A 22,946-nucleotide genomic window follows, 5' to 3' on the forward strand; every position below is an offset into this window, starting at 1 on the left:
TCTTACTTCGACAGCGCCTCGAAGGCGCGCGTGGTGATATCGTCCACCGAGCCCATGCCGCTGATGGCGCGGTACTTCGGCGCGCCGGCCGGGTCGACGCGGGCCCAACCGCTGTAGTAATCCACCAGCGGACGGGTCTGGGCGCTGTAGACCTCCAGGCGTTTTTTCACGGTTTCTTCCCGGTCGTCGTCGCGTTGGATCAGTGGTTCGCCGGTGAGGTCGTCCTTGCCTTCCACCTTGGGTGGATTGAACTTGACGTGGTAGGTGCGGCCCGAGGCGGGGTGCGAACGGCGACCGCTCATACGCTCGACGATGGCTTCGAAAGGCACGTCGATCTCCAGCACGTAGTCCAGCTTCACGCCGGCGGACTTCATCGCATCGGCCTGCGGGATGGTGCGCGGAAAGCCGTCGAACAGGAAGCCATTGGCGCAGTCGGGCTGGGCAATGCGTTCCTTCACGAGGTTGATGATGAGGTCGTCGCTCACCAAGCCGCCCGATTCCATGACGGCTTTGGCCTGCAGGCCCAGCGGCGTTCCGGCCTTCACGGCGGCGCGCAACATGTCACCGGTGGAGATCTGGGGAATGCCGTACTTCTGGCAGATGAACGTGGCTTGCGTTCCTTTGCCGGCCCCCGGAGCACCCAACAGAATCAGTCTCATCGCTTTCCTTGTTCAAAGTTTTCAATGGCTTGGCCGCTGTCTCCAGCAGCGCGCCCGGACCTGGAATCCGGGGCAACCTTTCGAGGATAGCACGGGCATTCCGGAGTCTGGCTTACAGCATCTGGAGCCGATCCACCCCGGAAAATGGCGATTTCAGCTAGCGCGAAGGAGGGCTCGCACACGTTCCAGATCAGCGGGCGTGTCGACACCCGGGCCGGGCGAAAGCCCCGTCACATGCACGGCGATGCGGTGGCCATGCCAGAGCACGCGCAATTGCTCCAGCGACTCGGTGGCCTCGAGCGGGGCAGGCTCGAGGCGCGGGAACGTGCGCAGGAAATTCACCCGGTAGCCGTAGATGCCGATGTGACGAAGCGGTGCAGGCGAGGGAAGGGCTGCCAGGGCTTTTCCCGCTGCAAGCGAACCCATGCCGTCCCGCCACCATGCGATCGGTGCTCGGCTGAAATACAGCGCCGTGCTGATCCGGTCGAGCACCACCTTGACGACGTTGGGGTTGAGAAACTCGTCCGGTTGCGCGATGGCGTGGGCCGCAGTGCTCATCACGCAGTCGGTGCGACGTGCCAGTTCGGCGGCCACCGCGTCGATCAGCGCCGGCTCTATGAGTGGCTCATCTCCCTGCACGTTCACCACCACTTCGTCATCGTCCAGACCCAGCAACTCACAAGCTTCGGCCAGCCGGTCGCTGCCCGAGGCGTGGTCGGTGTTCGTGAGCACGGCCTCGATGGCGTGGGATTCGCATGCCTGGACGATGCGCGCATCGTCCGCGGCCACCACGCAGCGTCGTGCCGAACTCTGTTGCGCACGCCGGGCCACGCGCACCACCATGGGCAGGCCGCCAATGTCGGCCAGGGGTTTGTCGGGCAGGCGGCTGGATGCCAGACGCGCTGGAATCAACACGGTGAAGCCAGCGCCGGCCACGGCCGAGGGCATCATCCCAGTGGTGCGGGTGCCGAAGGTCGCGCCGCTTCCTCTTCCGTCAGTGGACGCGCTTCGTGTTCGAGCAGGACCGGGATGCCGTCCCGCACCGGGTAGGCCAGCCGCGCGCTGCGCGAGATCAGCTCCTGTTTCTCGCGGTCGAAAATCAAAGGCCCCTTGGTCACGGGGCAGACCAGCAGCTCAAGCAGTTTGGTGTCCATGGCGCGATGATAGTCGGGAGAGGTGTGCATCAACCGCCGCAAAGAAGGTAGGGTCTGGCACCAGTTCCAGCGGTATGGCCCACGCCGGCAGCGAGCCGTCGGGCGGCAGCATCGGGAACAGTTTGACAGCGTCTTTCTCGGTGCAGATCAGGGGATGGCGCGCGGTCTTGACCACGTCTGCATAGGCTGAGACGTCCGCATGGTCTGGCAAGGCGACGCAATCAGCCAGTTTGAAGCCGCGTTCACGCAGCATGTTGAAGAACACTTCAGGGCGCGCGATGCCGGCGACAGCGATCAGCGGTTGCTCCCGCAGTTGGGCCAGCGTCGGGTTTTCACCTGCAGGCCCGACGGCAGAAGCCGCGAGTTGGCGCACGGCGTTGAAGATGGGTATGCCATTCAGCACCGGCGGACGGTTGGCCGCTGCGTTGGTACGGCCTTGCTGCAGCACCATATCGGGTCGGCCCGGTGCCCCGGCGCGGAGCGGCCACGGCTCACGCAGCAAGCCTGCGGGCAGAAGCCAGCCGTTGCCGATCCCACGGTCGTCGAACACCGCCACCGTCAGGTCGCGACCCAGGGCCAGGTGTTGCATGCCGTCGTCGCAGACCAGCAGGTTCACCTCGGGATATGTGGCCAGCAGGGCATGCGCAGCTTCCACCCGATAGCGTGCCACACAGACGGGTGCTCCGGTGCGCTGCCGGATGAGCAGCGGCTCGTCGCCCGAGTGGTGGGCAGGCGTGTCCGGCTCGACATGCACAAGGCCGTCACCCTGTCGACCATGTCCACGCGAGATCACGCCCGGACACCAGCCGCGGGCCTGCAGGTGGGACACCAGGGCCATGGTGGTGGGCGTCTTGCCTGCGCCGCCCACCACGACGTTGCCGATCACGATGACTGGCACGCCCGGCTTGACCGACACGAACAGGCCAAGCGCGTAGAGTGCCCGGCGAGATGCAATGAGGGTGCGGTACACGAGAGAGAGGGGCCACAGCAGGCAGGCCAGTGCCCCACGGCGTTGCGCGCTTTGAAGCCACGCCGACTGCCAGCGCGCATGCCACTTGCCCTGGCTCATGGCTGGCGCCGTGCGGACACGGCCTGCTTCAGGGTTTGCCGCGGGCGGCAGATGCACCCGACTGCTGCGTGGCAAACGTGATCTGCACCAGGCCGGCGCGGCGTGCGGCGTCCATCACGTTGATGACCGACTGGTGGGTGGCGGCCGCGTCGGCACTGATGACGATCACGGTCTCGCGGCTGCTCTGGGCGGCCAGCGAGAGCACGCGGGTGAGAGCCTCTACGCCCACACCTTCAAGCACTTGCTTGTTGATCGAGTAGCGGCCATCGGAGCCAACGGCCACCACCACCTCGCGCGGGTTCTGCTTGGGGGCCTGGGCATCGGCCACGGGCAGGTTCACCTGGAGTTCGGTGAACTTGCTGTACGTGGTGGTGAGCATCAGGAAGATCAGCACCACCAGCAGGATGTCGATGAACGGGATCAGGTTGATCTCGGGCTCATCGCGCGTTCCGGGCCGGAAGTTCATAGCGGCGTCCTGCGCAGGCTCAGCAGGTGGCGGGTGAAGCGTTCGGCGGCCAGTTCCATGCCCAGCAGGTAGTCATCCACACGCGCGCGGAAGTAGCGCCAGAAGATCAGTGCAGGGATGGCCACGATCAGGCCGAACGCGGTGTTGTACAGAGCGATCGAGATGCCGTGGGCCAGTTGCCCGGGGTTGCCCACGCCAGGCACCACGCCTGCGCCTTCGGAGGCTTGCGAGCCGAAGATTTCGATCATGCCGATGACGGTGCCCAGCAGGCCCAGCAAGGGCGCGGCCGAGGCAATCGTGGCCAGGGCCCCCAGGTAGCGCTGCAGTTTGGCGGCGGCCTGACGGCCCGCACCTTCCAGGCTGGCGCGAAGGTCGTCCTCGCTGGCGCGTGGGTTGCTGTTGAAGGTGCGAAAACCGCTGGCCAGCACCGAGCCGAGCACCGAGTTCTGCTCGAGCTGGGTCACCACATCCGGGCCAGGGATGCCATTGCGTGACACCATGATGGCTTCGTCGAGCAGCTTGGGCGGCATGATCTTGCTGGATTTCAGGCTGATGAAGCGCTCGATGACCAGGGCCAGACCCAGCACGGAACAGATGATCAGAGGCCAGATCGGCCAACCGGCGGCTTGTATGATGGAAAACAAATCAGGGCTCCAGTCGACGGCCGCCCGAAGGGGGGCCCGTACGGTCGGACGATTATGTCTCAGCACCTGATGCATCCCTCGGTGGCCATCCCCCCGAACGCACCGGGTGTCGGACCAGTTCCACACGACATGGAGACCGAACGCCATGCACAGATTCTGTGGATAACTTTGTGAAGAAATCACCTGAATGGGCTATCGAGGGCGCGTCTGGCGCGGCCTGCGACAGATCGATGACAAAACAGGCAGGTCAAAAGACTTTGAAATCAACGCACTTGCCGCAACGCCGTGGGTCTTCTGGGTGCAGGCATGCGAAATCCAGTCACGGCGCGGCTTGTGGACACATTTGCATGGGAAAGCCCCGTGGCTGAATCATTTTCTGACGATGATGCGCGCGCGACGCGGCGCGTGTGGGCAGTTGGGCCGCTGATGCGAGCGGTGGCGGACACCCTGGCCGCGCGCTTCAATCCGGTAGCGGTCCGCGGCGAACTTTCCGGCTTCTCGCGCGCGGCCAGCGGGCATTGCTACTTCTCCCTGAAGGACGACGGCGGACAAGTGCGCTGCGCCATGTTCCGGCGAGCCGCCGACCAGCTCGACTTTGCACCGCGCGACGGGCAACTCGTTGAGGCGCGCGGCAAGCTCGATGTCTACGGACCTCGGGGCGACTTGCAGCTCATTGTGGAGAGCCTAAAGCCCGGAGGGCAGGGCACGCTTTTCGAGCAGTTCCTCCAGCTCAAGGCCCAGCTGGAAGACGAGGGTCTGTTCGAGGCGGCGCGCAAGCGGCCGCTGCCTGCCCAGCCACGTGGCATTGGCGTGGTGACTTCGCTGGGCGCCGCTGCGCTGCGCGACGTGGGGACTGCGCTGCGGCGACGAGCGCCGCACATTCCCGTGGTGATCTACCCCGCCGCGGTGCAGGGCCAACAGGCGCCCGGCGAACTGTGTGCGGCACTGCGCACGGCCTACGCACGCGCCGAATGCGATGTGCTCCTGCTCGTGCGCGGGGGCGGGTCGCTCGAAGACCTGTGGTCCTTCAACGATCCCACGCTGGTGCGCACCATTGCCCAGGCACCCATGCCGGTGGTCTGTGGCGTCGGCCACGAGACCGATTTCACCCTGGCCGATTTTGTCGCCGACCTGCGCGCACCCACGCCCACCGCCGCCGCCGAGCTTTGTGCGCCGGCCCGCGAGCAACGTCTAGGCGAACTGGAATACATCCATGAGCGCCTGAGCTCGACGGTTCTGGGCGTCCTTGACCAGCAAGGCCAGCGACTGGATCGGCTGGCGCAGCGGCTCGGTCGCCCATCGACCCGCCTGCACGACAGCCAGCAGCAACTCACCCGTCTGCAACACCGTCTGCAAAGTGGCGTCATGCTCGCGGCGCAGTTGCAGCGCAATCGCCTTCGTGCCTTGCAGACGGCCCTGCCGCTGGCGCGGCAACGGGCGCTGGATCGCCAGCACACCCGACTTCAGCGTGCCGAGGTGGCGTTGGGCATGCTTGACCCGCGCCTCGTGCTGCAGCGGGGTTACGCCTTCCTCACCGACGAGGGTGGACATGCGCTCACGCGCGCCGCGCAGGCCCAGCCAGGGCAAGCTTTGCGCGCCACCCTGGCCGACGGTGAACTCGGGCTGCACGTCGATCCCTGAGACGTGGGGACGGCGCGAGAAACCATGCTCGCCTTGCCGTTAGTGGCCTTGCCTACAATGCATCGCTGTTGACCTGCTGCTCCTTCGCGTGGCAGTCAGGCACGTTTCACAACACCAACACAAGAGGACCCCATGGAACACACGCTCCCCGCACTGCCTTACGACCTCGATGCCCTGGCTCCCCATTACAGCCGCGAAACCCTGGAGTTTCACCATGGCAAGCACCACAACGCCTATGTGGTGAACCTCAACAATCTGCAGAAGGGGACCGAGTTCGAAAGCCTCGACCTCGAATCCATCGTGAAGAAGTCCAGTGGCGGCATCTACAACAACGCCGCGCAGATCTGGAACCACACCTTTTTCTGGAACTGCATGAAGCCCAATGGCGGCGGCGAGCCTTCCGGCAAGCTGGCTGAGGCCATCACCGCCAAGTGGGGCAGCTACGCTGCATTCAAGGAAGCCTTCGTCAAATCGGCTGTGGGCAACTTCGGCTCGGGCTGGACCTGGCTGGTGAAGAAGGCTGACGGCACCGTCGATATCGTCAACATGGGCGCCGCCGGCACCCCGCTGACCACGGGCGACAAGGCCCTGCTGACCGTGGACGTGTGGGAACACGCCTACTACATTGACTACCGCAACCTGCGTCCGAAGTTTGTGGAGACCTATCTGGACAAGCTGGTGAACTGGTCCTTCGCCGAAAAGAACTTCGGCTGAGCCACCGTCGATGCACAAGCCGGGCTCGAAGGGCAACCTTCGGGCCCTTTTTGTTGAGTGCAGCTGAAAAAAAATGAAGATTTTCGAGTCGCCTTTCTGCATTGTGGGAATGGCGTTCCAAAATGGGCACTCCTGCCGGACCGCTGAAAGCAAAATCACGGATGGTGCCGAGCCCGAGCCCGGACAACACAGCCGGCCCGGCCGGCGGCATACCCCAACAATCTCTGGAGATACGCAATGAGCAGCCAGCAACCCACCATCATCTACACGCTTACGGACGAAGCACCCCTGCTGGCCACCAGTGCGTTCCTGCCCATCATCCGCACCTTCGCGGCTCCCGCTGGCGTGAACGTGGCCACCAGCGACATCTCTGTGGCTGCGCGTGTGCTTGCCGCCTTCCCGGAGAGCCTGACCGAAGCTCAGCGCGTCCCGGATCATCTGGCCGAACTGGGCAAGCTCACGCTCAAGCCGGAAGCCAACATCATCAAGCTGCCCAACATCAGCGCCTCTGTGGCGCAACTCATGGCCTGCATCAAGGAGTTGCAGGCCAAGGGCTACAAGATCCCGGATTACCCCGAGAACCCGAAGACGGACGAGGAAAAGGACATTCGTGCGCGCTACGCCAAGTGCACCGGCAGTGCGGTGAACCCTGTGCTGCGCGAAGGCAACTCGGATCGGCGTGCGCCCAAGGCGGTGAAGGAATACGCGCGCAAGAATCCCCACAGCATGGGTGAGTGGAGTCAGGCCTCCCGCTCGCACGTCTCGCACATGCACGCGGGCGACTTCTACCATGGCGAGAAGTCCATGACCTTGGACAAGGCGCGCGACGTCAAGATGGAACTGCTCACCGCGAGCGGCAAGACCATCGTCCTCAAGCCCAAGGTTTCGCTGCTGGACCGCGAGATCGTGGATTCCATGTTCATGAGCAAGAAGGCCCTGCTGGCCTTCTACGAGAGGGAAATCGAGGACGCCCACAAGACTGGCGTGATGTTCTCGCTGCACGTCAAGGCCACCATGATGAAGGTGTCCCACCCCATCGTTTTCGGCCACTGCGTAAAGATCTTCTACAAGCAGGCCTTTGAGAAACACGGCAAGCTCTTCGACGAGTTGGGCGTCAATGTCAACAACGGCATGGTCGATCTGTACAACAAGATCGGCACCCTGCCGCAGAGCAAGCAGGACGAGATCAAGCGCGACCTGCATGCCTGCCACGAAGGCCGGCCGGAACTCGCCATGGTTGATTCTGCCAAGGGCATCACCAACTTCCATTCGCCCAACGACGTGATCGTTGACGCGTCCATGCCGGCCATGATCCGCAACAGCGGCAAGATGTGGGGCGCCGATGGTCGCCTGAAGGACGTCAAGGCCGTGATGCCCGAGTCGACCTTCGCCCGCATCTACCAGGAGATGATCAACTTCTGCAAATGGCACGGCGCGTTCGATCCCAAGACCATGGGCACCGTGCCCAACGTGGGCCTGATGGCCCAGCAGGCCGAGGAATACGGCTCGCACGACAAGACGTTCGAGATTCCCGAAGACGGCGTGGCCAACATCACCGACCTGGCCACCGGCGAGGTGCTGATGAGCCAGAACGTGGAGCAGGGCGATATCTGGCGCATGTGTCAGGTGAAGGACGCTGCCATCCGCGACTGGGTCAAGCTTGCCGTCAACCGCGCGCGCAACTCGGGCATGCCGGTGGTGTTCTGGCTCGATCAGTACCGCCCGCATGAGGCACAGCTGATCACCAAGGTGAGGATGTACCTGCACGAGCACAACACGGCCGGCCTGGACATCCAGATCATGAGCCAGGTGCGCGCCATGCGCTACACCCTGGAGCGCGTGATCCGTGGCCTGGACACCATCAGCGCCACCGGCAACATCCTGCGCGACTACCTCACCGACCTGTTCCCCATCATGGAACTCGGCACCTCGGCCAAGATGCTGTCCATCGTGCCGCTGATGGCCGGCGGTGGCATGTACGAAACCGGTGCCGGCGGCTCCGCGCCCAAGCACGTGCAGCAGCTGGTGGAAGAAAACCACCTGCGCTGGGATTCGTTGGGCGAGTTCCTGGCACTCGCGGTTTCGCTCGAGGACCTGGGCCTGAAAACGGGCAATGCGCAGGCCAAGATCCTGGCGCGCACGCTCGATTCAGCCACCGGAAAACTGCTGGACAACAACAAGAACCCGTCGCCCAAGACCGGCCAGCTCGACAACCGGGGCAGCCAGTTCTACCTGGCGCTGTACTGGGCGCAGGAACTGGCGGCTCAAACGGAAGACCCGGCCCTGGCCGCCAGGTTTGCGCCGCTGGCGAAACAGCTGGCGGACAACGAGAAAACCATCGTGGCCGAACTGGCCGAGGTGCAGGGCAAGGCCGTGGACATCGGGGGCTACTACAAGCCCGATTTCGACAAGCTCGAAACCATCATGCGCCCCAGCAAGACCTTCAACGCCGCGCTAGCTTCGATGAAGGCCTGAAGTTCCCTGGGCCGCGGGAAACCGCGGCCTATCGGGTGAAGGGCGAGCCGGCCAGCTTCGAGCCGGCCTTGAGACCGCGCTTGGCGAACCAGCCCTGGTGCATTTCCAGTACGAAGCGCACCGGTTTTGCCGAGCAATGGGAGTCCAGGCTTTGCGGGTGCATGTCCGCCAGGTTGACAATGGTGCCGTCGTCGGCGATGAAGGCGGCCGTCAGCGGAAGGAAGGTGTTCTTCATCCAGAAACATTGCCCGCCCGGCTGCTCGAACACGAACAGCATGCCCTCGTTGGCCGGCATTTCCTTGCGGAACATGAGGCCGGTGGCTCGCTGCTCCGGCGTGGACACCACCTGAGCGTTGATCAGGTACATCCCCGCCGACAGCTGCACCCTGGGCAGTTGCAACTGCGGCGATTCCGACTGCGCCCAGGCCGGACCGGCGAAGACGATGAGCAGGCAGAACAGGTGGATGAGCAGGCGTTTCATGGGGGCAGGGCGGTAGATCGCATCGACGTTGCATTGTGCGTCAATCGACCTTGTCTCCAGGGGCGCAGACTAGAATTTCCCTTTCCCTCGACTCCATTCCCTCCCAGAGACGCCCGTCCATGTACCAGCACATCCAGGTTCCCGCCCAGGGCCAGAAGATCACCGTCAACGCCGACATGTCCCTGAATGTGCCCGACGAACCTATCGTGCCATTCATCGAAGGCGACGGGACGGGACTGGACATCACGCCGGTGATGCTCAAGGTGGTGGACGCCGCCGTGGCCAAGGCGTATGGCGGGAAGCGCAGAATCCACTGGATGGAGGTGTACGCGGGCGAGAAGTCGACCCGGGTCTATGGTCCGGATGTCTGGCTTCCCGAGGAGACCCTTGCGGTGCTGCGTGAGTATGTGGTTTCCATCAAGGGGCCACTGACGACGCCGGTGGGTGGTGGCATCCGCTCGCTCAACGTGGCTCTGCGCCAGGAACTCGACCTCTACGTCTGCCTGCGCCCCGTGCAGTACTTCAAGGGCGTGCCCTCGCCGCTGAAGGAGCCCGAGAAGACCAACATGGTGATCTTCCGCGAGAACTCCGAAGACATCTACGCCGGTATCGAGTACGAGGCCGAATCCGACAAGGCGAAGAAGCTGATCAAATTCCTGACCGAAGAAATGGGTGTCACCAAGATCCGTTTCCCCAACACGTCGGGCATTGGCGTCAAGCCGGTCTCGCGCGAGGGCACCGAGCGCCTGATGCGCAAGGCCATCCAGTACGCCGTCGACAACGACAAGCCCAATGTGACCATCGTGCACAAGGGCAACATCATGAAATACACCGAGGGCGGCTTTCGCGACTGGGCCTATTCACTGTCGCAAAAGGAGTTCGGCGCCCAGCCGATTGATGGTGGCCCCTGGTGCCGGTTCAAGAATCCCCGCACCGGACGCGACATCATCATCAAGGACAGCATTGCCGATGCCTTCCTGCAGCAGATCCTGTTGCGCCCCGCCGAGTATTCGGTGGTGGCCACGCTCAACCTCAACGGCGACTACATCTCCGACGCCCTGGCCGCGCAGGTGGGCGGCATCGGCATCGCCCCGGGTGCCAATCTGTCGGATACCGTGGCCTGCTTCGAGGCCACGCACGGCACGGCCCCCAAATATGCGGGTAAGGACTATGTGAACCCGGGCTCGGAAATCCTTTCTGCCGAGATGATGCTCCGGCATATGGGCTGGAAGGAGGCCGCAGACCTGATCATCAGTTCCCTGGAGAAAGCCATCCTCAGCAAGAAGGTCACTTACGACTTTGCCCGGCTGATGGATGGCGCCACGCAGGTGAGTTGCTCGGGTTTTGGCGAGGTGATGATCGACAACATGTAGGGGGGTAGTCGCCGACTCCTGCTACAGGCTGCGCCAGCCTGCGAACAAGCGTTCAAATGACGCTTTTCTTCACGGTTTTCCTGTCCGCTTTGGATTCACAATGAGGCATGGACGATCGCGCCGCCACCGCTGCTCCACGGAGTCCGGGTCAAGCCATCTCATGCTCGATCCAGGTTTTCCCATTCCCGCACGTCGCTGCGGACACAGGCGCGCCGCTAGAATCATTTTCATGGCCACCCAGAACCCGAAAAAACCACCCAACCCCGTCGCTCCACCCAGCGTGGGCAGCGACGACGCGGTGGTGCTTGAGCGGCGCGCTCAGCGCACGCTCCCACCCCAGATGTTCCAGGTGGTGCTGCTCAACGACGATTTCACACCCATGGAATTCGTGGTGCACGTCATCCAGGAGTACTTCAGCAAGGACCGTGAAACCGCCACCCAGATCATGCTCAAGATCCATCTGGAAGGGAAAGGCATCTGCGGGGTGTATTCCCGCGATGTGGCCAGCACCAAAGTGGACCAGGTCCTGCAGGCAGCCCGCGCGTCGGGGCATCCACTGCAATGCATGAGTGAGCCTGTTGAATAAGCCCGAACCCCCCCCATCTGCACGCCGTACCCCATACTTGTATCCAACCGATTGCTTGTCAAATCATCCCCATCCCAAAGGACGTGCCCATGATTGCCCAGGAACTTGAAGTCAGCTTGCATATGGCCTTCGTTGAGGCCAGGCAGCAGCGGCACGAATTCATCACCGTCGAGCACCTGCTGCTCGCGCTGCTCGACAACCCCAGCGCCGCTGAGGTCTTGCGCGCCTGCTCGGCCAACATCGACGACCTGCGCAAGTCCCTGACGAACTTCATCAAGGACAACACCCCCCAGGTGGCTGGTACCGACGAAGTGGATACCCAGCCCACGTTGGGTTTCCAGCGCGTGATCCAGCGCGCCATCATGCACGTGCAGTCCACGGGCAACGGCAAGAAGGAAGTCACTGGCGCCAATGTGCTGGTGGCCATCTTCGGCGAGAAGGACTCGCACGCTGTGTATTACCTCCACCAGCAGGGAGTGACCCGGCTGGACGTGGTGAACTTCATCGCCCATGGCATCCGCAAGAGCGATCCGCCCGAACCCACCAAGTCGGGTGAGAGTGCGGCTGAGAACGAGGAAGCTGGCGAAGCCAAAGGCAACGAGAAGGCCTCGCCGCTGGAGCAGTTCACCCAGAACCTCAACCAGCTTGCCAAGGACGGCAAGATCGATCCGCTCATCGGACGTGAGTATGAAGTCGAGCGTGTCATCCAGATCCTGTGCCGCCGCCGCAAGAACAACCCGCTGCTGGTGGGCGAAGCCGGTGTGGGCAAGACCGCGATTGCCGAGGGCCTGGCCTGGCGCATCACCCAGGGTGACGTGCCTGAGATCCTGGCCGAGTCGGCTGTGTACTCGCTCGACATGGGGGCGCTGCTGGCCGGCACCAAGTACCGCGGTGATTTCGAGCAGCGCTTGAAGGGCGTGCTCAAGTCGCTCAAGGACAAACCCAATGCCATCCTTTTCATCGATGAGATCCACACGCTGATCGGGGCCGGTGCGGCCTCAGGCGGCACGCTGGACGCGTCCAACCTGCTCAAGCCGGCGCTCTCCAGCGGCCAGCTCAAGTGCATCGGCGCCACCACGTTCACCGAATACCGTGGGATCTTCGAGAAGGACGCTGCCCTGTCCCGTCGCTTCCAGAAGGTCGACGTGGTCGAACCTACGGTGGAACAGACCGTGGACATCCTCAAGGGACTGAAGTCGCGCTTCGAGGAGCACCACAACGTGAAATACGCCCTGGCTGCCCTGCAGGCTGCGGCAGAGCTCAGCGCCAAGTACATCAATGACCGTCACCTGCCCGACAAGGCCATTGACGTCATCGACGAAGCGGGCGCGGCACAGCGCATCCTGCCGGTGTCCAAGCGCAAGAAGACCATCAGCAAGGCCGAGGTCGAGGAAATCGTGGCCAAGATCGCCCGCATTCCCCCGGCCAACGTGTCCAACGACGACCGCAGCAAGCTGCAGACGCTGGAACGCGACCTCAAGAGCGTGGTGTTCGGCCAAGACAAGGCACTGGAAATCCTGGCCTCGTCGGTCAAGATGGCGCGCTCTGGCCTGGGCAAGAGCGACAAGCCGATTGGCGCTTTCCTGTTCAGCGGCCCCACGGGCGTGGGCAAGACCGAAGCCGCCAAGCAGCTGGCCTACATCATGGGCATCGACCTGATCCGCTTCGACATGTCGGAGTACATGGAGCGCCACGCCGTGAGCCGCCTCATCGGCGCGCCTCCCGGCTACGTGGGTTTCGACCAGGGCGGTCTGCTGACCGAGGCCGTCACCAAGAAGCCGCACTGCGTGCTGCTGCTTGATGAAATCGAAAAGGCGCATCCGGACATCTTCAACGTGCTGCTGCAGGTGATGGACCATGGCACGCTGACGGACAACAACGGACGCAAGGCCGACTTCCGCAACGTCATCATCATCATGACGACGAACGCGGGTGCCGAGACCATGAACAAGGCGACCATCGGATTCACCAATCCGCGCGAGTCGGGCGACGAGATGGCCGATATCAAGCGCCTGTTCACGCCCGAGTTCCGCAACCGTCTGGATGCCACGGTCAGCTTCAAAGCGCTCGATGAGAACATCATCATGCGCGTGGTCGACAAGTTCCTGCTCCAGCTGGAAACGCAACTGGCCGAGAAGAAGGTGGAAGTCACCTTCACCGATGCGTTGCGCAAGCATCTGGCCAAGAAAGGTTTTGATCCGCTGATGGGCGCGCGTCCGATGCAACGCCTGATCCAGGACACGATCCGCCGTGCCCTGGCCGACGAACTGCTGTTCGGTCGCCTGACCGAGGGTGGGCGCCTGACGGTGGACATCGAGACCAAGCTCGACGAAGCCGGCAAGGAAACGCAGGAAGTCCAGCTCGACATCCAGCCCTTGCCGAAGAAAGAGGGCAAGGCCAAGCCCGAGGAAGCCACCGCGGGTTGAACGCGGCGGTTCACAGAAACAAAAAAAGCCCGGTGCAAACCGGGCTTTTTCTTTTCCAGCAGCTCGCGGATCAGCGTGACTTGCCGCCCAGCAGTCCACCCAGCACGCCACGCAGGAGTTGCCTGCCCAGGCCGCTGGCGACGGTTCGCGCAGCGGTCTTTGCCATGGTCTGCACGAGCCCGTCGTACTGACCGCCTCGAGGACCGGTCCGACCGAAGAGCACCTCGTTGATTGCGCTTTTCTCTTCTGCAGGCGCTTCTCTGGACGCGCCCGGAATGCGGGGCGCCTTGGCCGCAGGTTTGCCGGCCGCCTCGGGTGTTTCCGCTTCGCCGCGTGCGCTCGCGTGCGACTGGAACATCTCGTAAGCGCTTTCGCGGTCCACCACCTTCTCGTACACGCCGGCCACCAGGGAATTCTGGCGCAGTTGCCGGCGCTGGTCGTCTGTGATGGGGCCGAGCTGGCTGCCCGGCGGGATAACGAAGACCCGCTCGGTTTCGCTCGGCCGGCCCTTGGCGTCGAGCAGGCTCACGAGCGCCTCGCCAACGGCGAGCTCGGTGATGGCAGCTTCGATGTCCAGCCCGGCCTTGGGTCGCATGGTTTGCGCGGTGGACTTCACGGCTTTCTGGTCGCGCGGGGTGAACGCACGCAGCGCGTGCTGCACGCGGTTGCCGAGCTGGCCGAGCACGCTGTCGGGGATGTCCAGCGGGTTCTGCGTCACGAAGTAGACCCCGACGCCCTTGGAGCGCACCAGGCGCACCACCAGTTCGATGCGTTCGATCAGCACCTTGGGCGCCTCGTTGAACAACAGGTGGGCCTCGTCGAAGAAGAACACCAGCTTCGGTTTTTCCGGGTCACCGATCTCGGGCAGCGTCTCGAACAGCTCGGAGAGCATCCAAAGCAGGAAGGTGGCGTACAGGCGCGGCGCGTTCATGAGCTTGTCGGCCGCCAGGATGTTGATCACGCCCTTGCCGTCCACGGTCTGCATGAAGTCGCTGATGTCGAGCATGGGCTCGCCGAAGAACTTGTCGCCGCCTTGCTGCTCGACCTGCATCAGCCCGCGCTGGATGGCGCCGATGCTGGCCGCGCTGATGTTGCCGTACTCGGTGGTGAACTGCTTGGCGTTGTCACCGATGTGCTGGAGCATGGCCCGCAGGTCTTTCATGTCGAGCAGCAGCAGGCCGTTGTCGTCGGCGATCTTGAAGACGAGATTCAGCACGCCGGCCTGCGTGTCGTTGAGGTTGAGCATGCGCGCGAGCAGCAGCGGGCCCATGTCGCTGATGGTGGCGCGCACCGGGTGGCCGAGTTCACCGAACACATCCCACAGCGTGGTGGGGCAGGCCTGGGAAGCGGGCAGGGTGATGCCACGGTCCTGCAGCACCTTGGCCAGCTTCTCGCCAAAGCTGCCTTTCTGGCTGATGCCCGAGAGGTCGCCTTTCACGTCGGCCATGAACACCGGCACACCGATGTTCGAGAACTGTTCGGCCAGGGTCTGCAGCGTCACGGTCTTGCCGGTGCCGGTGGCGCCGGTGATGAGACCGTGGCGGTTGGCCAGCCCGGGCAGCAACTGGCACGTGGTGTTGGCATTCTGGGCGATCGGCATCGGTTCGGCCATGGTGATGTCTTCCTGGAGGGGCGTTGTTCGGGGCGCAGTGGGTGAAAACGTAAAATCGCAGGCTTATTAGATCAAAGCCAGAACAGGCTGAAGGACAATTTCGTGGCCGGACACAGCAAATGGGCAAATATTCAGCACCGCAAGGGACGCCAGGACGAGAAGCGGGGCAAGATCTGGACGCGAGTCATCCGTGAAATCACGGTGGCAGCCCGCCAGGGTGGCGGCGACCCTGCCATGAATCCTCGCCTGAGGCTGGCCATCGACAAGGCCAAGGCCGCCAACATGCCGGCCGACCGCATCAAGTACAACGTGGACAAGGCCTCGGGCAATCTGGAAGGCCAGGCGCTGGAGGAAATCCGCTACGAGGGCTACGGCATCGGCGGCGCAGCGGTGATTGTCGACACCATGACCGACAACCGGGTTCGCACCGTGGCCGAGGTGCGTCATGCCTTCAGCAAGTACGGCGGCAACCTGGGCACCGACGGCTCGGTGTCCTTTCAGTTCAAGCACTGCGGCCAACTCATCTTCGCGCCTGGCACCTCCGAGGACAAGGTGATGGAAATCGCCCTGGAAGCGGGTGCGGACGACGTGATCAGCGACGACGAAGGTGCCATCGAGGTGTTGACCTCGCCCATCGAGTTCGAGGCGGTGAAGAACGCACTGGAGGCCGCAGGACTCAAGTCCGAGGTGTCCGAGGTCACCATGCGCGCCGAAAACACCATCCCGCTTGCCGGTGATGACGCAGCGCGCATGCAGAAGCTGCTGGACGTGCTGGAAGACCTGGACGATGTCCAGGAAGTCTTCCACAACGCTGAAATCTCGGAATAAGGCGACCGCTGATGAAAGTTCTCGTGATTGGCAGCGGTGGCCGCGAACATGCGCTGGCCTGGAAACTCAAGCAATCTGAAGGCGTGAGCCAGGTCTTTGTGGCGCCGGGCAATGCCGGCACCGCCCGCGACGCGGACCTGCGCAACCTGGCGCTCACCGACAAGGTGGTCCTGCGCGAATGGGTGCAGGCCAATGGCATCGGTCTCACGGTGGTCGGCCCCGAAGCGCCTTTGGCCGCGGGCGTGGTGGACGAATTCCGCGCCCATGGCCTGGCCATCTTCGGTCCCACCAGGGCGGCCGCGCAACTGGAGAGCTCCAAGGCCTTTTCCAAGGCCTTCATGGAGCGCCACGGCATTCCCACGGCCAGGTACCAGAGCTTTACCGATCCCACTGCCGCGCATGCCTACGTGGACGCCGAAGGTGCCCCCATCGTCATCAAGGCCGACGGCCTGGCCGCTGGCAAGGGTGTGGTGGTGGCCATGACGGTGGCCGAGGCGCACGAAGCCATCGACTTCATGCTGGTGGACAACACCCTGGGCGTGGCGCACAACGAAGGTGGTGCGCGGGTGGTGATCGAAGAATTCCTGAGCGGTGAAGAAGCGAGCTTTATCGTGTTGTGCGATGGCGAGCACGCCCTGGCCCTGGCCACCAGCCAGGACCACAAGCGCCTGCTCGATGCCGACCAGGGACCCAATACCGGCGGCATGGGGGCCTATTCGCCCGCACCGGTCGTCACGCCTGCGGTGCACGAGCGCGCCATGAACGAAATCATCCTGCCGACGCTGCGTGGCATGGCGGCCGACGGCATTCCTTACACCGGCTTCCTGTATGCGGGCTTGATGATCACGCCGGACGGGCGGGTCAGGACGCTGGAGTTCAACTGCCGCATGGGCGACCCCGAAACCCAGCCCATCCTGATGCGTCTGCGCAGCAATCTGGCGCAAGTGCTTCTAAGCGCCACTCGCGCCGAACTGGACCGTGTCAGCCTCGAGTGGGACCCGCGCGTGGCGCTCGGTGTGGTGCTGGCTGCCGCCGGCTATCCGCTGAATCCGCGCAAGGGTGATGCCATCGCCGGCCTGCCGGCCGACGCATCCGACTGCATGGTGTTCCACGCAGGCACCGCGCAGGTGGACGAGCAAGTGCAGGTGTCGGGAGGGCGCGTGTTGTGCGTCACCGCGCTGGCAACTTCGGTGGCCCAGGCGCGAGAGCGTGCCTACGAGGCGATCGGATCCATCGGTTTTGACGGCATGCAGTACCGCCGCGACATCGGGTACCGCGCACTTTGAACGCGCCCGCCGACTACCCCGGCCCGCACGAAGTTCGCTTCAAGGGCTCGGCCCTGGCTCGATGGCTCCTGGGGTGCGCTGGCTGGAAACTGCAATACGAAGGCTTCCCCTCGCTTCAGGGGGTGGCCATCATCTATCCCCACACCAGCAACTGGGATTTCGTGGTGATGATCCTGGCCAAATGGACGATCGGCGTGCCGGCCCACTTCTGGAGCAAGGATTCGCTGTTCCGCGTGCCGCTGCTCGGGCGCTGGCTGAGCTGGCTGGGCGGTATCGCCTTGCAGCGTGGGTCGCCGCAGGGCATGGTCGGCAACATGGTGAATCTCATGAACCAGCACCGGCAAGAAGGGCGTGTGCTCTGGCTGGCGCTCTCGCCCGAGGGCACGCGGCGGCGCATGCCGGGCTGGCGCAGCGGGTTCTACCGCGTGGCCCTGGGCGCCGATGTGCCCGTCGCGCTGGTTCACCTGGACTACAGTCGCAAACAGGTCAAGGTCATGGATTTTCTGCGCATGAGTGGTGATATCGACGCCGATCACGCCCGCATCGCGGCCGCCTACGAAGGCGTGGGTGGGTTGCGGCCGGAAGGCGCCAGTCCGGTGCAACCTTTGTCCAAGGCTTTTTCTGCCGATACGGTGTGAGCATGCAACAGACCCCTCAGTCCCTGGTTCGTGAGTACCTCGTCGATCTGCAGGAGCGCATCACCTCCACGGTGGCGCTGGTCGATGGCGGTCGATTCCTCGTGGACAGCTGGACCAAACCGCGCGGCGACAAGCTGCAAGGCAGCGGCATCACCCAGATCCTCGAGGACGGTGTGGTCTTCGAGCGCGCGGGCTGCGGCTTCTCCCATGTGAGCGGGCCACGCCTGCCGCCCTCAGCCACCCAGCACAGGCCAGAACTGAGTGGCGCACCCTTCGAAGCCATGGGCGTCTCACTGGTGTTCCATCCGCGCAATCCCTACGTGCCCACGGTGCACATGAACGTGCGCATGCTGGCGGCCACGCCTGCGGGCGGTGAGCCGGTGTGCTGGTTCGGTGGTGGCATGGACCTCACGCCGTACTACGGCTTCGAGGAAGACGCCGTGCATTTCCATCGCTCAGCGAAACAGGCCCTCGATCCCTTCGGTGTCGACAAGTACCCTCGCTTCAAGCGGTGGTGCGATGAGTATTTCTACCTCAAGCACCGCGAGGAGCAGCGTGGCATTGGCGGCGTGTTCTTCGACGACTTTTCCGAGCTCGGTTTCGATGGCAGCTTCGCCATGATGAGTTCGGTGGGCGATGCCTTCCTCGACGCGTACCTGCCTCTCGTGGATCGTCGAAAGAACACGCCCTATGGCGAGCGCGAGCGCAGCTTCCAGCTCTACCGGCGTGGCCGCTACGTTGAATTCAATCTGGTGTGGGATCGCGGCACGCACTTCGGTCTTCAGTCTGGCGGGCGCAGCGAGTCCATCCTGCTTTCCATGCCGCCGCTGGTCAGCTGGGCCTACAACCGCAAGACGAAGAAGGGCACGCCGGAAGAACGCCTCTACAAGGATTTCCTGGTGCGCAAGGACTGGATCTGATGGCCGCCCGGCGAGTGGGCATGTTCGGCGGCGCCTTCGACCCGCCCCACCGCGCCCATCGCGCGCTGGCCGAGACGGCGCTCGAGCAACTGGAGCTGGACGTCCTGCACATCCTGCCCACTGGCCAGGCCTGGCACAAAACGCGCGCACTCTCACCCGCAAAAGACCGCGTGGCCATGTGCCAGCTAACTTTTGGAGATTTGCCGCGTGTGGTGCTCGACGAGCGAGAGATTCATCGCGAAGGACCCAGCTACACCGCCGACACCCTGAGCGAACTGCAGCGTGAGTACCCGGGAGCCGAACTCTTCCTGGTGCTGGGCGCCGACCAGTTGCTCGCCTTCAAGACCTGGGTGCGCTGGCAGGAAGTGTTGCAACTGGCCACGCTGGCGGTGGCCAACCGTGCCACCGACATCGGCGCCCACGCGTCCCTGGACCAGACCACCGAGACCGATCTCTCGGCGGTGGATATTCCCTTTCAATCGCTGCGCATGCCGCTGAAAAACATCAGCGCCACCGACGTGCGGGCCCGCGTGGAACGGTCCACGCTGGACATCGGAGCGCTGGACGTTCTGGTGCCAGAGGCCGTCGCACGCTATATTTCACAACACCACCTTTACCAGCCTCCTCAATGACCAGCGAAACCACAGCCAAAAAAGACATCCAGAAACTCCAGCGAGCCATCGTCGACGGCCTGGAGGACGTGAAGGGTCAGGACATCGTGGTCTTCAACACCGAGCACCTCTCCCCCCTGTTCGAGCGGGTCATCGTCGCCAGTGGCACTTCCAACCGGCAAACCAAGGCCCTGGCCGCGAGCGTGCGCGATTCGGTGCGCGAAGCCGGCTTCGACAAGCCGCGCATCGAGGGTGAGGAAAACGGCGAATGGATCATCGTGGACTGTGGTGCGGCTGTGGCGCATGTGATGCAGCCCGTGATTCGGCAGTACTACCGCCTCGAAGAAATCTGGGGCGCCAAGCCGGTTCGTTTGAAGCACGGTGCTGAAAAGCCCGCTGCGCCAGTGAAACCTGCTGCGAAAAAGAAGCCGTCGAAAAAGCCTGAAGCTGCACCTGTTTCTGCCAGGACCGTGGTGCGCAAGGCCGCTTCCAAAGCCGCCCCGGCTCCGGTGGCTGCAAAGAAGGCGCCGGCGCGCAAGGCCACGCCGGTCAAGACCTCCTCGCCCAAGAAGGTGGTTGTGGTTGGGAAGCCGGTGGCGAAGAAGTCCCCTGCGAAGCCCGCTGCCCGCACCACCAGCAAACCGGCCGCCAAGAAGAAGACATGAAGCTGCTGATCGTCGCGGTCGGGCTGAGGGTGCCCGACTGGGCCCAGACCGCCTACGACGATTACGCCAAGCGCTTTCCCCCCGAGTTGCGGGTGGAGATCAAGACCGTCAAGACCGAGCCGCGGGCTTCCCGCACGCTGGAGACTTTGCTCACGGCCGAACGTGAACGCATTGAAGCCGCCATTCCCCGGGGCAGCCGCGTGGTCGCGCTCGACGAGCGCGGCACCACGCTCACCACCAAGGCGCTGGCCCTGCAACTGCAGCAGTGGCAACTGGAGGGCGACGACGTGGCGTTGGTCATCGGCGGGCCCGACGGGCTTGACCCCGCGTTTCGCGCCGCGGCGCACCAGCGCATCCGCCTGTCTGACCTGACGCTGCCGCACGCCATGGTGAGGGTGCTCCTCATCGAACAGCTCTACCGAGCCTGGTCCGTCAACGCCAATCACCCCTACCACCGCGAATGACCGACTTCATTTATCTCGCCTCCCAGAGCCCGCGCCGCAAGCAGTTGCTGGAGCAATGGGGCGTGCGCTGCGAACTGCTGCTGCCTGACGCCTCAGAAGATGCGGAGTCGCTCGAAGCGGTGTTGCCTGGCGAGGCTCCGGCGGCGTACGTCCAGCGGGTCACCGGGCTCAAGTTGCAGGCTTCTCTGGCGCGGTTGAAGCGCCGGGGCCTACCGAGTGCACCCGTGCTGTGCGCAGACACCACCGTGGCCCTGGGGCGGCGCATTCTGGGCAAGCCGGGCGATGCCGCCGAGGCGCGTCGCATGCTGGCCGATCTGGCGGGGCGTCGCCATCGCGTGCTCACTGCTGTGGCGGTGGGGAAACCCGGCGCGCGCACCAACCGCACCTGGGCCGCCCTGTCTACGTCGTGGGTGAGTTTCGAGGCGTTGAGTGCCGCGCGCATCCGTCGCTACGTGGACAGCGGTGAACCCATGGGCAAAGCCGGCGCCTATGCCATCCAGGGCAAGGCTGGCCTCTGGGTCAGCCACATCAGTGGCAGTTATTCGGGCATCATGGGCCTGCCCGCGCACGAAACCGCCCAGGTGCTTGAAGCGGTCGGTGTTCAGCTGGACTGAATCCATCAAAAACAACGCCACGGAGACGGCCTTCATGAGCCAGGACATTCTGATCAATTGGTCGCCGCAGGAGACGCGCGTGGCCGTGGTGGAGCAAGGCGCGGTGCAGGAAGTGCACCTGGAACGCACGCTGGAACGCGGGCTGGTGGGCAACATCTACCTGGGCAAGGTTTCGCGCGTGCTGCCGGGCATGCAGTCGGCGTTTATCGACATCGGCCTTGACCGCGCGGCCTTCCTGCACGTGGCCGACCTCATGCCCAACATCGCGGCCAAGCACGCCGCGCCACGCGAGCGCGCGCCGCAGCAGACTTCTCCGGACGCGGAGGCCTCTGCGCCAGCCGTGCCTGCCGCGGTCGTCAACAGCGCGCCGAAGGTGCTCACACCCAACCCGGTGCTGCCGATCGAACGGCAGATCTTCGAAGGCCAGGCCCTGATGGTTCAGGTGCTCAAGGACCCGATCGGCACCAAAGGCGCGCGTCTGACGGCGCAGATCAGCATCGCGGGGCGCCTGCTGGTGTTCCTGCCGCAGGACAACCACATCGGCGTGTCGCAGAAGATCCCGCCGGCCCAGCGCGAGGCCTTGCGCCAGCGCCTGGTGCGGCTCACCGCCACGGCCGACGGCAGCGCAGCGGGCGGCTTCATCCTGCGCACCAACGCCGAAGACGCCACCGACGAGGAGCTGGTGGAAGATACCGCGTACCTGCGCAAGACCTGGCTGCGCATCAAGGAAGCGTCCACGCGGCAGCCTTCGGCGACCTTGCTGCATGAAGACCTGAACCTCATGCAGCGTGTGCTGCGCGACCTGGTGGGCGCGCAGACGCAGTCGATCCGCATCGACTCGCGCGAGCAGCACGGCCTGTTGACCACCTTTGCCGCCGAGTTCATGCCCGACACCGTGACCAAGCTGCAGCACTACAGCGGCGAGCGTCCGATCTTCGATCTGTTCAACATCGACGAAGACATCGTGCGCGCGCTCAGCCGACGCGTGGACCTCAAGTCCGGCGGATATCTGGTGATCGACCAGACCGAAGCGCTGACCACGGTGGATGTGAACACCGGTGGCTTCGTGGGAGCGCGCAATTTCGACGACACCGTCTACCGCACCAATCTGGAAGCGGCGCAGGCCATCGCGCGGCAATTGCGACTGCGCAACCTGGGAGGCATCGTCATCGTGGATTTCATCGACATGGTGCGCGACGACCACCGCGAATCGGTGCTTTCCGAATTCCGCAAGCAGCTCGCGCGCGACCGCGTAAAGACAATGACCGGCGGATTCTCCCAGCTCGGCCTGGTGGAGATGACGCGCAAGCGCACCCGCGAATCGCTGGCCCACATGCTGAGCGAATCCTGCGTGGCGTGTTCCGGGCGCGGCGTGGTGAAGACAGCGCGCAGCGTGTGCTACGACATCCTGCGCGAGATCCTGCGAGAGGCGCGAGCCTTCAATCCGCGCGAGTTCCGGGTGGTGGCCTCGCCCAAGGTGATCGAGCTTTTCCTGGACGAGGAACGCGCCCACCTCGCTGGCCTGTCGGATTTCATCGGCAAGCCGATCTCGCTGCAGAGCGAGAACTCGATGACGCAGGAGCAGTACGACATCGTGCTGCTTTGACGGGGCCCCGTGCG

General features: G+C 63.9%; 23 protein-coding genes. 15 read left to right on the forward strand and 8 right to left on the reverse strand.

The window, feature by feature from the left end; genetic code table 11:
• Positions 1 to 2: 2 nt before the first annotated feature.
• The 6 genes from adk to ACTIF6_RS18915 all read right to left on the reverse strand — a co-directional run bounded on the left by adk (position 3) and on the right by ACTIF6_RS18915 (position 3,992).
• A complete protein-coding gene (gene adk / locus ACTIF6_RS18890; RefSeq protein ID WP_439589474.1) occupies positions 3 to 659 on the reverse strand; it encodes an adenylate kinase in 657 nt (218 codons plus the stop codon).
• 153 nt (positions 660 to 812) lie between these two features.
• Positions 813 to 1,610 carry a 3-deoxy-manno-octulosonate cytidylyltransferase gene (gene kdsB / locus ACTIF6_RS18895; protein WP_439589475.1) on the reverse strand — a complete coding sequence of 266 codons (798 nt, stop codon included), beginning with the start codon at positions 1,608 to 1,610 and terminating at the stop codon, positions 813 to 815.
• The gene (locus tag ACTIF6_RS18900; protein ID WP_439589476.1) at positions 1,607 to 1,813 is read right to left on the reverse strand and encodes a Trm112 family protein; all 207 of its coding nucleotides are present in this window, start codon (positions 1,811 to 1,813) and stop codon (positions 1,607 to 1,609) included. Before ACTIF6_RS18900 ends, kdsB begins: the two co-directional genes overlap by 4 nt.
• Positions 1,794 to 2,882 (reverse strand): tetraacyldisaccharide 4'-kinase, encoded by a 1,089-nt coding sequence (gene lpxK, locus ACTIF6_RS18905; protein WP_439589477.1) that lies wholly within the window; start codon positions 2,880 to 2,882, stop codon positions 1,794 to 1,796. The genes ACTIF6_RS18900 and lpxK overlap by 20 nt, the downstream gene beginning before the upstream one ends.
• A gap of 28 nt (positions 2,883 to 2,910) precedes the next feature.
• On the reverse strand, positions 2,911 to 3,348 hold the full coding sequence (locus ACTIF6_RS18910) for an ExbD/TolR family protein (protein WP_439589478.1): 438 nt from the start codon (positions 3,346 to 3,348) through the stop codon (positions 2,911 to 2,913).
• On the reverse strand, positions 3,345 to 3,992 hold the full coding sequence (locus tag ACTIF6_RS18915) for a MotA/TolQ/ExbB proton channel family protein (RefSeq protein ID WP_439589479.1): 648 nt from the start codon (positions 3,990 to 3,992) through the stop codon (positions 3,345 to 3,347). The genes ACTIF6_RS18910 and ACTIF6_RS18915 overlap by 4 nt, the downstream gene beginning before the upstream one ends.
• Before the next feature lie 360 nt (positions 3,993 to 4,352).
• Between ACTIF6_RS18915 and xseA the strand changes: the two genes are divergently transcribed.
• The 3 genes from xseA to ACTIF6_RS18930 all read left to right on the forward strand — a co-directional run bounded on the left by xseA (position 4,353) and on the right by ACTIF6_RS18930 (position 8,822).
• Entirely contained in the window at positions 4,353 to 5,633 is a 1,281-nt protein-coding gene (gene xseA, locus ACTIF6_RS18920) for an exodeoxyribonuclease VII large subunit (RefSeq protein WP_439589480.1), read from the forward strand.
• A 132-nt stretch (positions 5,634 to 5,765) separates the two neighbouring features.
• Entirely contained in the window at positions 5,766 to 6,347 is a 582-nt protein-coding gene (locus tag ACTIF6_RS18925) for a superoxide dismutase (RefSeq protein ID WP_439589481.1), read from the forward strand.
• Between the two features lie 237 nt (positions 6,348 to 6,584).
• Entirely contained in the window at positions 6,585 to 8,822 is a 2,238-nt protein-coding gene (locus ACTIF6_RS18930) for an NADP-dependent isocitrate dehydrogenase (RefSeq protein WP_439589482.1), read from the forward strand.
• A 28-nt stretch (positions 8,823 to 8,850) separates the two neighbouring features.
• Here the strand turns inward: ACTIF6_RS18930 and ACTIF6_RS18935 are convergent, their stop codons facing one another.
• A complete protein-coding gene (locus ACTIF6_RS18935; RefSeq protein ID WP_439589483.1) occupies positions 8,851 to 9,303 on the reverse strand; it encodes a DUF192 domain-containing protein in 453 nt (150 codons plus the stop codon).
• A gap of 119 nt (positions 9,304 to 9,422) precedes the next feature.
• Here ACTIF6_RS18935 and icd point away from each other — a divergent pair, with 119 nt between their 5' ends.
• From icd to clpA, 3 genes are all read left to right on the forward strand, one after another.
• The gene (gene icd, locus ACTIF6_RS18940) at positions 9,423 to 10,676 is read left to right on the forward strand and encodes an NADP-dependent isocitrate dehydrogenase (RefSeq protein WP_439589484.1); all 1,254 of its coding nucleotides are present in this window, start codon (positions 9,423 to 9,425) and stop codon (positions 10,674 to 10,676) included.
• Positions 10,677 to 10,905: 229 nt separating this feature from the next.
• Positions 10,906 to 11,262 (forward strand): ATP-dependent Clp protease adapter ClpS, encoded by a 357-nt coding sequence (clpS, locus tag ACTIF6_RS18945; protein ID WP_439589485.1) that lies wholly within the window; start codon positions 10,906 to 10,908, stop codon positions 11,260 to 11,262.
• 89 nt (positions 11,263 to 11,351) lie between these two features.
• On the forward strand, positions 11,352 to 13,688 hold the full coding sequence (gene clpA / locus ACTIF6_RS18950; protein ID WP_439589486.1) for an ATP-dependent Clp protease ATP-binding subunit ClpA: 2,337 nt from the start codon (positions 11,352 to 11,354) through the stop codon (positions 13,686 to 13,688).
• 70 nt (positions 13,689 to 13,758) lie between these two features.
• Here the strand turns inward: clpA and ACTIF6_RS18955 are convergent, their stop codons facing one another.
• A complete protein-coding gene (locus ACTIF6_RS18955) occupies positions 13,759 to 15,300 on the reverse strand; it encodes a helicase HerA-like domain-containing protein (protein WP_439589487.1) in 1,542 nt (513 codons plus the stop codon).
• Positions 15,301 to 15,402: 102 nt separating this feature from the next.
• Here ACTIF6_RS18955 and ACTIF6_RS18960 point away from each other — a divergent pair, with 102 nt between their 5' ends.
• The 9 genes from ACTIF6_RS18960 to ACTIF6_RS19000 are packed head-to-tail and all read left to right on the forward strand — an operon-like array spanning position 15,403 to position 22,932.
• Complete coding sequence (locus tag ACTIF6_RS18960; RefSeq protein WP_439589488.1) at positions 15,403 to 16,128, forward strand: YebC/PmpR family DNA-binding transcriptional regulator; 726 nt, start codon at positions 15,403 to 15,405, stop codon at positions 16,126 to 16,128.
• Between the two features lie 11 nt (positions 16,129 to 16,139).
• A complete protein-coding gene (gene purD, locus ACTIF6_RS18965; RefSeq protein ID WP_439589489.1) occupies positions 16,140 to 17,414 on the forward strand; it encodes a phosphoribosylamine--glycine ligase in 1,275 nt (424 codons plus the stop codon).
• The gene (locus ACTIF6_RS18970) at positions 17,411 to 18,052 is read left to right on the forward strand and encodes a 1-acyl-sn-glycerol-3-phosphate acyltransferase (protein WP_439589490.1); all 642 of its coding nucleotides are present in this window, start codon (positions 17,411 to 17,413) and stop codon (positions 18,050 to 18,052) included. Before purD ends, ACTIF6_RS18970 begins: the two co-directional genes overlap by 4 nt.
• A gap of 2 nt (positions 18,053 to 18,054) precedes the next feature.
• Positions 18,055 to 18,972: an oxygen-dependent coproporphyrinogen oxidase gene (gene hemF, locus ACTIF6_RS18975; RefSeq protein WP_439589491.1), complete on the forward strand. Its 918-nt coding sequence runs from the start codon at positions 18,055 to 18,057 to the stop codon at positions 18,970 to 18,972.
• Complete coding sequence (nadD, locus tag ACTIF6_RS18980) at positions 18,972 to 19,604, forward strand: nicotinate (nicotinamide) nucleotide adenylyltransferase (RefSeq protein WP_439589492.1); 633 nt, start codon at positions 18,972 to 18,974, stop codon at positions 19,602 to 19,604. Before hemF ends, nadD begins: the two co-directional genes overlap by 1 nt.
• The gene (gene rsfS, locus ACTIF6_RS18985) at positions 19,601 to 20,248 is read left to right on the forward strand and encodes a ribosome silencing factor (protein ID WP_439589493.1); all 648 of its coding nucleotides are present in this window, start codon (positions 19,601 to 19,603) and stop codon (positions 20,246 to 20,248) included. Before nadD ends, rsfS begins: the two co-directional genes overlap by 4 nt.
• Positions 20,245 to 20,712, forward strand: a complete 468-nt coding sequence (rlmH, locus tag ACTIF6_RS18990; RefSeq protein ID WP_439589494.1) for a 23S rRNA (pseudouridine(1915)-N(3))-methyltransferase RlmH — start codon at positions 20,245 to 20,247, stop codon at positions 20,710 to 20,712. The genes rsfS and rlmH overlap by 4 nt, the downstream gene beginning before the upstream one ends.
• On the forward strand, positions 20,709 to 21,326 hold the full coding sequence (locus ACTIF6_RS18995) for a Maf family protein (RefSeq protein ID WP_439589495.1): 618 nt from the start codon (positions 20,709 to 20,711) through the stop codon (positions 21,324 to 21,326). Before rlmH ends, ACTIF6_RS18995 begins: the two co-directional genes overlap by 4 nt.
• Positions 21,327 to 21,360: 34 nt before the next feature.
• On the forward strand, positions 21,361 to 22,932 hold the full coding sequence (locus tag ACTIF6_RS19000) for an Rne/Rng family ribonuclease (RefSeq protein WP_439589496.1): 1,572 nt from the start codon (positions 21,361 to 21,363) through the stop codon (positions 22,930 to 22,932).
• Positions 22,933 to 22,946: the final 14 nt, after the last annotated feature.

This window comes from Hydrogenophaga sp., from assembly GCF_051860785.1.
Lineage (GTDB): Bacteria > Pseudomonadota > Gammaproteobacteria > Burkholderiales > Burkholderiaceae_C > Hydrogenophaga.

Bases quoted from the DNA above. Each gene is read 5' to 3' on its own strand.
- clpS (WP_439589485.1), top strand. From the start codon at position 10,906: ATGGCCACCCAGAACCCGAAAAAACCACCCAACCCCGTCGCTCCACCC.
- lpxK (WP_439589477.1), bottom strand. From the start codon at position 2,882: ATGAGCCAGGGCAAGTGGCATGCGCGCTGGCAGTCGGCGTGGCTTCAA.
- ACTIF6_RS18925 (WP_439589481.1), top strand. From the start codon at position 5,766: ATGGAACACACGCTCCCCGCACTGCCTTACGACCTCGATGCCCTGGCT.
- icd (WP_439589484.1), top strand. From the start codon at position 9,423: ATGTACCAGCACATCCAGGTTCCCGCCCAGGGCCAGAAGATCACCGTC.
- purD (WP_439589489.1), top strand. From the start codon at position 16,140: ATGAAAGTTCTCGTGATTGGCAGCGGTGGCCGCGAACATGCGCTGGCC.
- ACTIF6_RS18955 (WP_439589487.1), bottom strand. From the start codon at position 15,300: ATGGCCGAACCGATGCCGATCGCCCAGAATGCCAACACCACGTGCCAG.
- ACTIF6_RS18930 (WP_439589482.1), top strand. From the start codon at position 6,585: ATGAGCAGCCAGCAACCCACCATCATCTACACGCTTACGGACGAAGCA.
- rsfS (WP_439589493.1), top strand. From the start codon at position 19,601: ATGACCAGCGAAACCACAGCCAAAAAAGACATCCAGAAACTCCAGCGA.
- ACTIF6_RS18910 (WP_439589478.1), bottom strand. From the start codon at position 3,348: ATGAACTTCCGGCCCGGAACGCGCGATGAGCCCGAGATCAACCTGATC.
- ACTIF6_RS18995 (WP_439589495.1), top strand. From the start codon at position 20,709: ATGACCGACTTCATTTATCTCGCCTCCCAGAGCCCGCGCCGCAAGCAG.
- rlmH (WP_439589494.1), top strand. From the start codon at position 20,245: ATGAAGCTGCTGATCGTCGCGGTCGGGCTGAGGGTGCCCGACTGGGCC.
- ACTIF6_RS19000 (WP_439589496.1), top strand. From the start codon at position 21,361: ATGAGCCAGGACATTCTGATCAATTGGTCGCCGCAGGAGACGCGCGTG.
- hemF (WP_439589491.1), top strand. From the start codon at position 18,055: ATGCAACAGACCCCTCAGTCCCTGGTTCGTGAGTACCTCGTCGATCTG.
- adk (WP_439589474.1), bottom strand. From the start codon at position 659: ATGAGACTGATTCTGTTGGGTGCTCCGGGGGCCGGCAAAGGAACGCAA.
- kdsB (WP_439589475.1), bottom strand. From the start codon at position 1,610: ATGATGCCCTCGGCCGTGGCCGGCGCTGGCTTCACCGTGTTGATTCCA.
- nadD (WP_439589492.1), top strand. From the start codon at position 18,972: ATGGCCGCCCGGCGAGTGGGCATGTTCGGCGGCGCCTTCGACCCGCCC.
- clpA (WP_439589486.1), top strand. From the start codon at position 11,352: ATGATTGCCCAGGAACTTGAAGTCAGCTTGCATATGGCCTTCGTTGAG.
- ACTIF6_RS18935 (WP_439589483.1), bottom strand. From the start codon at position 9,303: ATGAAACGCCTGCTCATCCACCTGTTCTGCCTGCTCATCGTCTTCGCC.
- ACTIF6_RS18900 (WP_439589476.1), bottom strand. From the start codon at position 1,813: ATGGACACCAAACTGCTTGAGCTGCTGGTCTGCCCCGTGACCAAGGGG.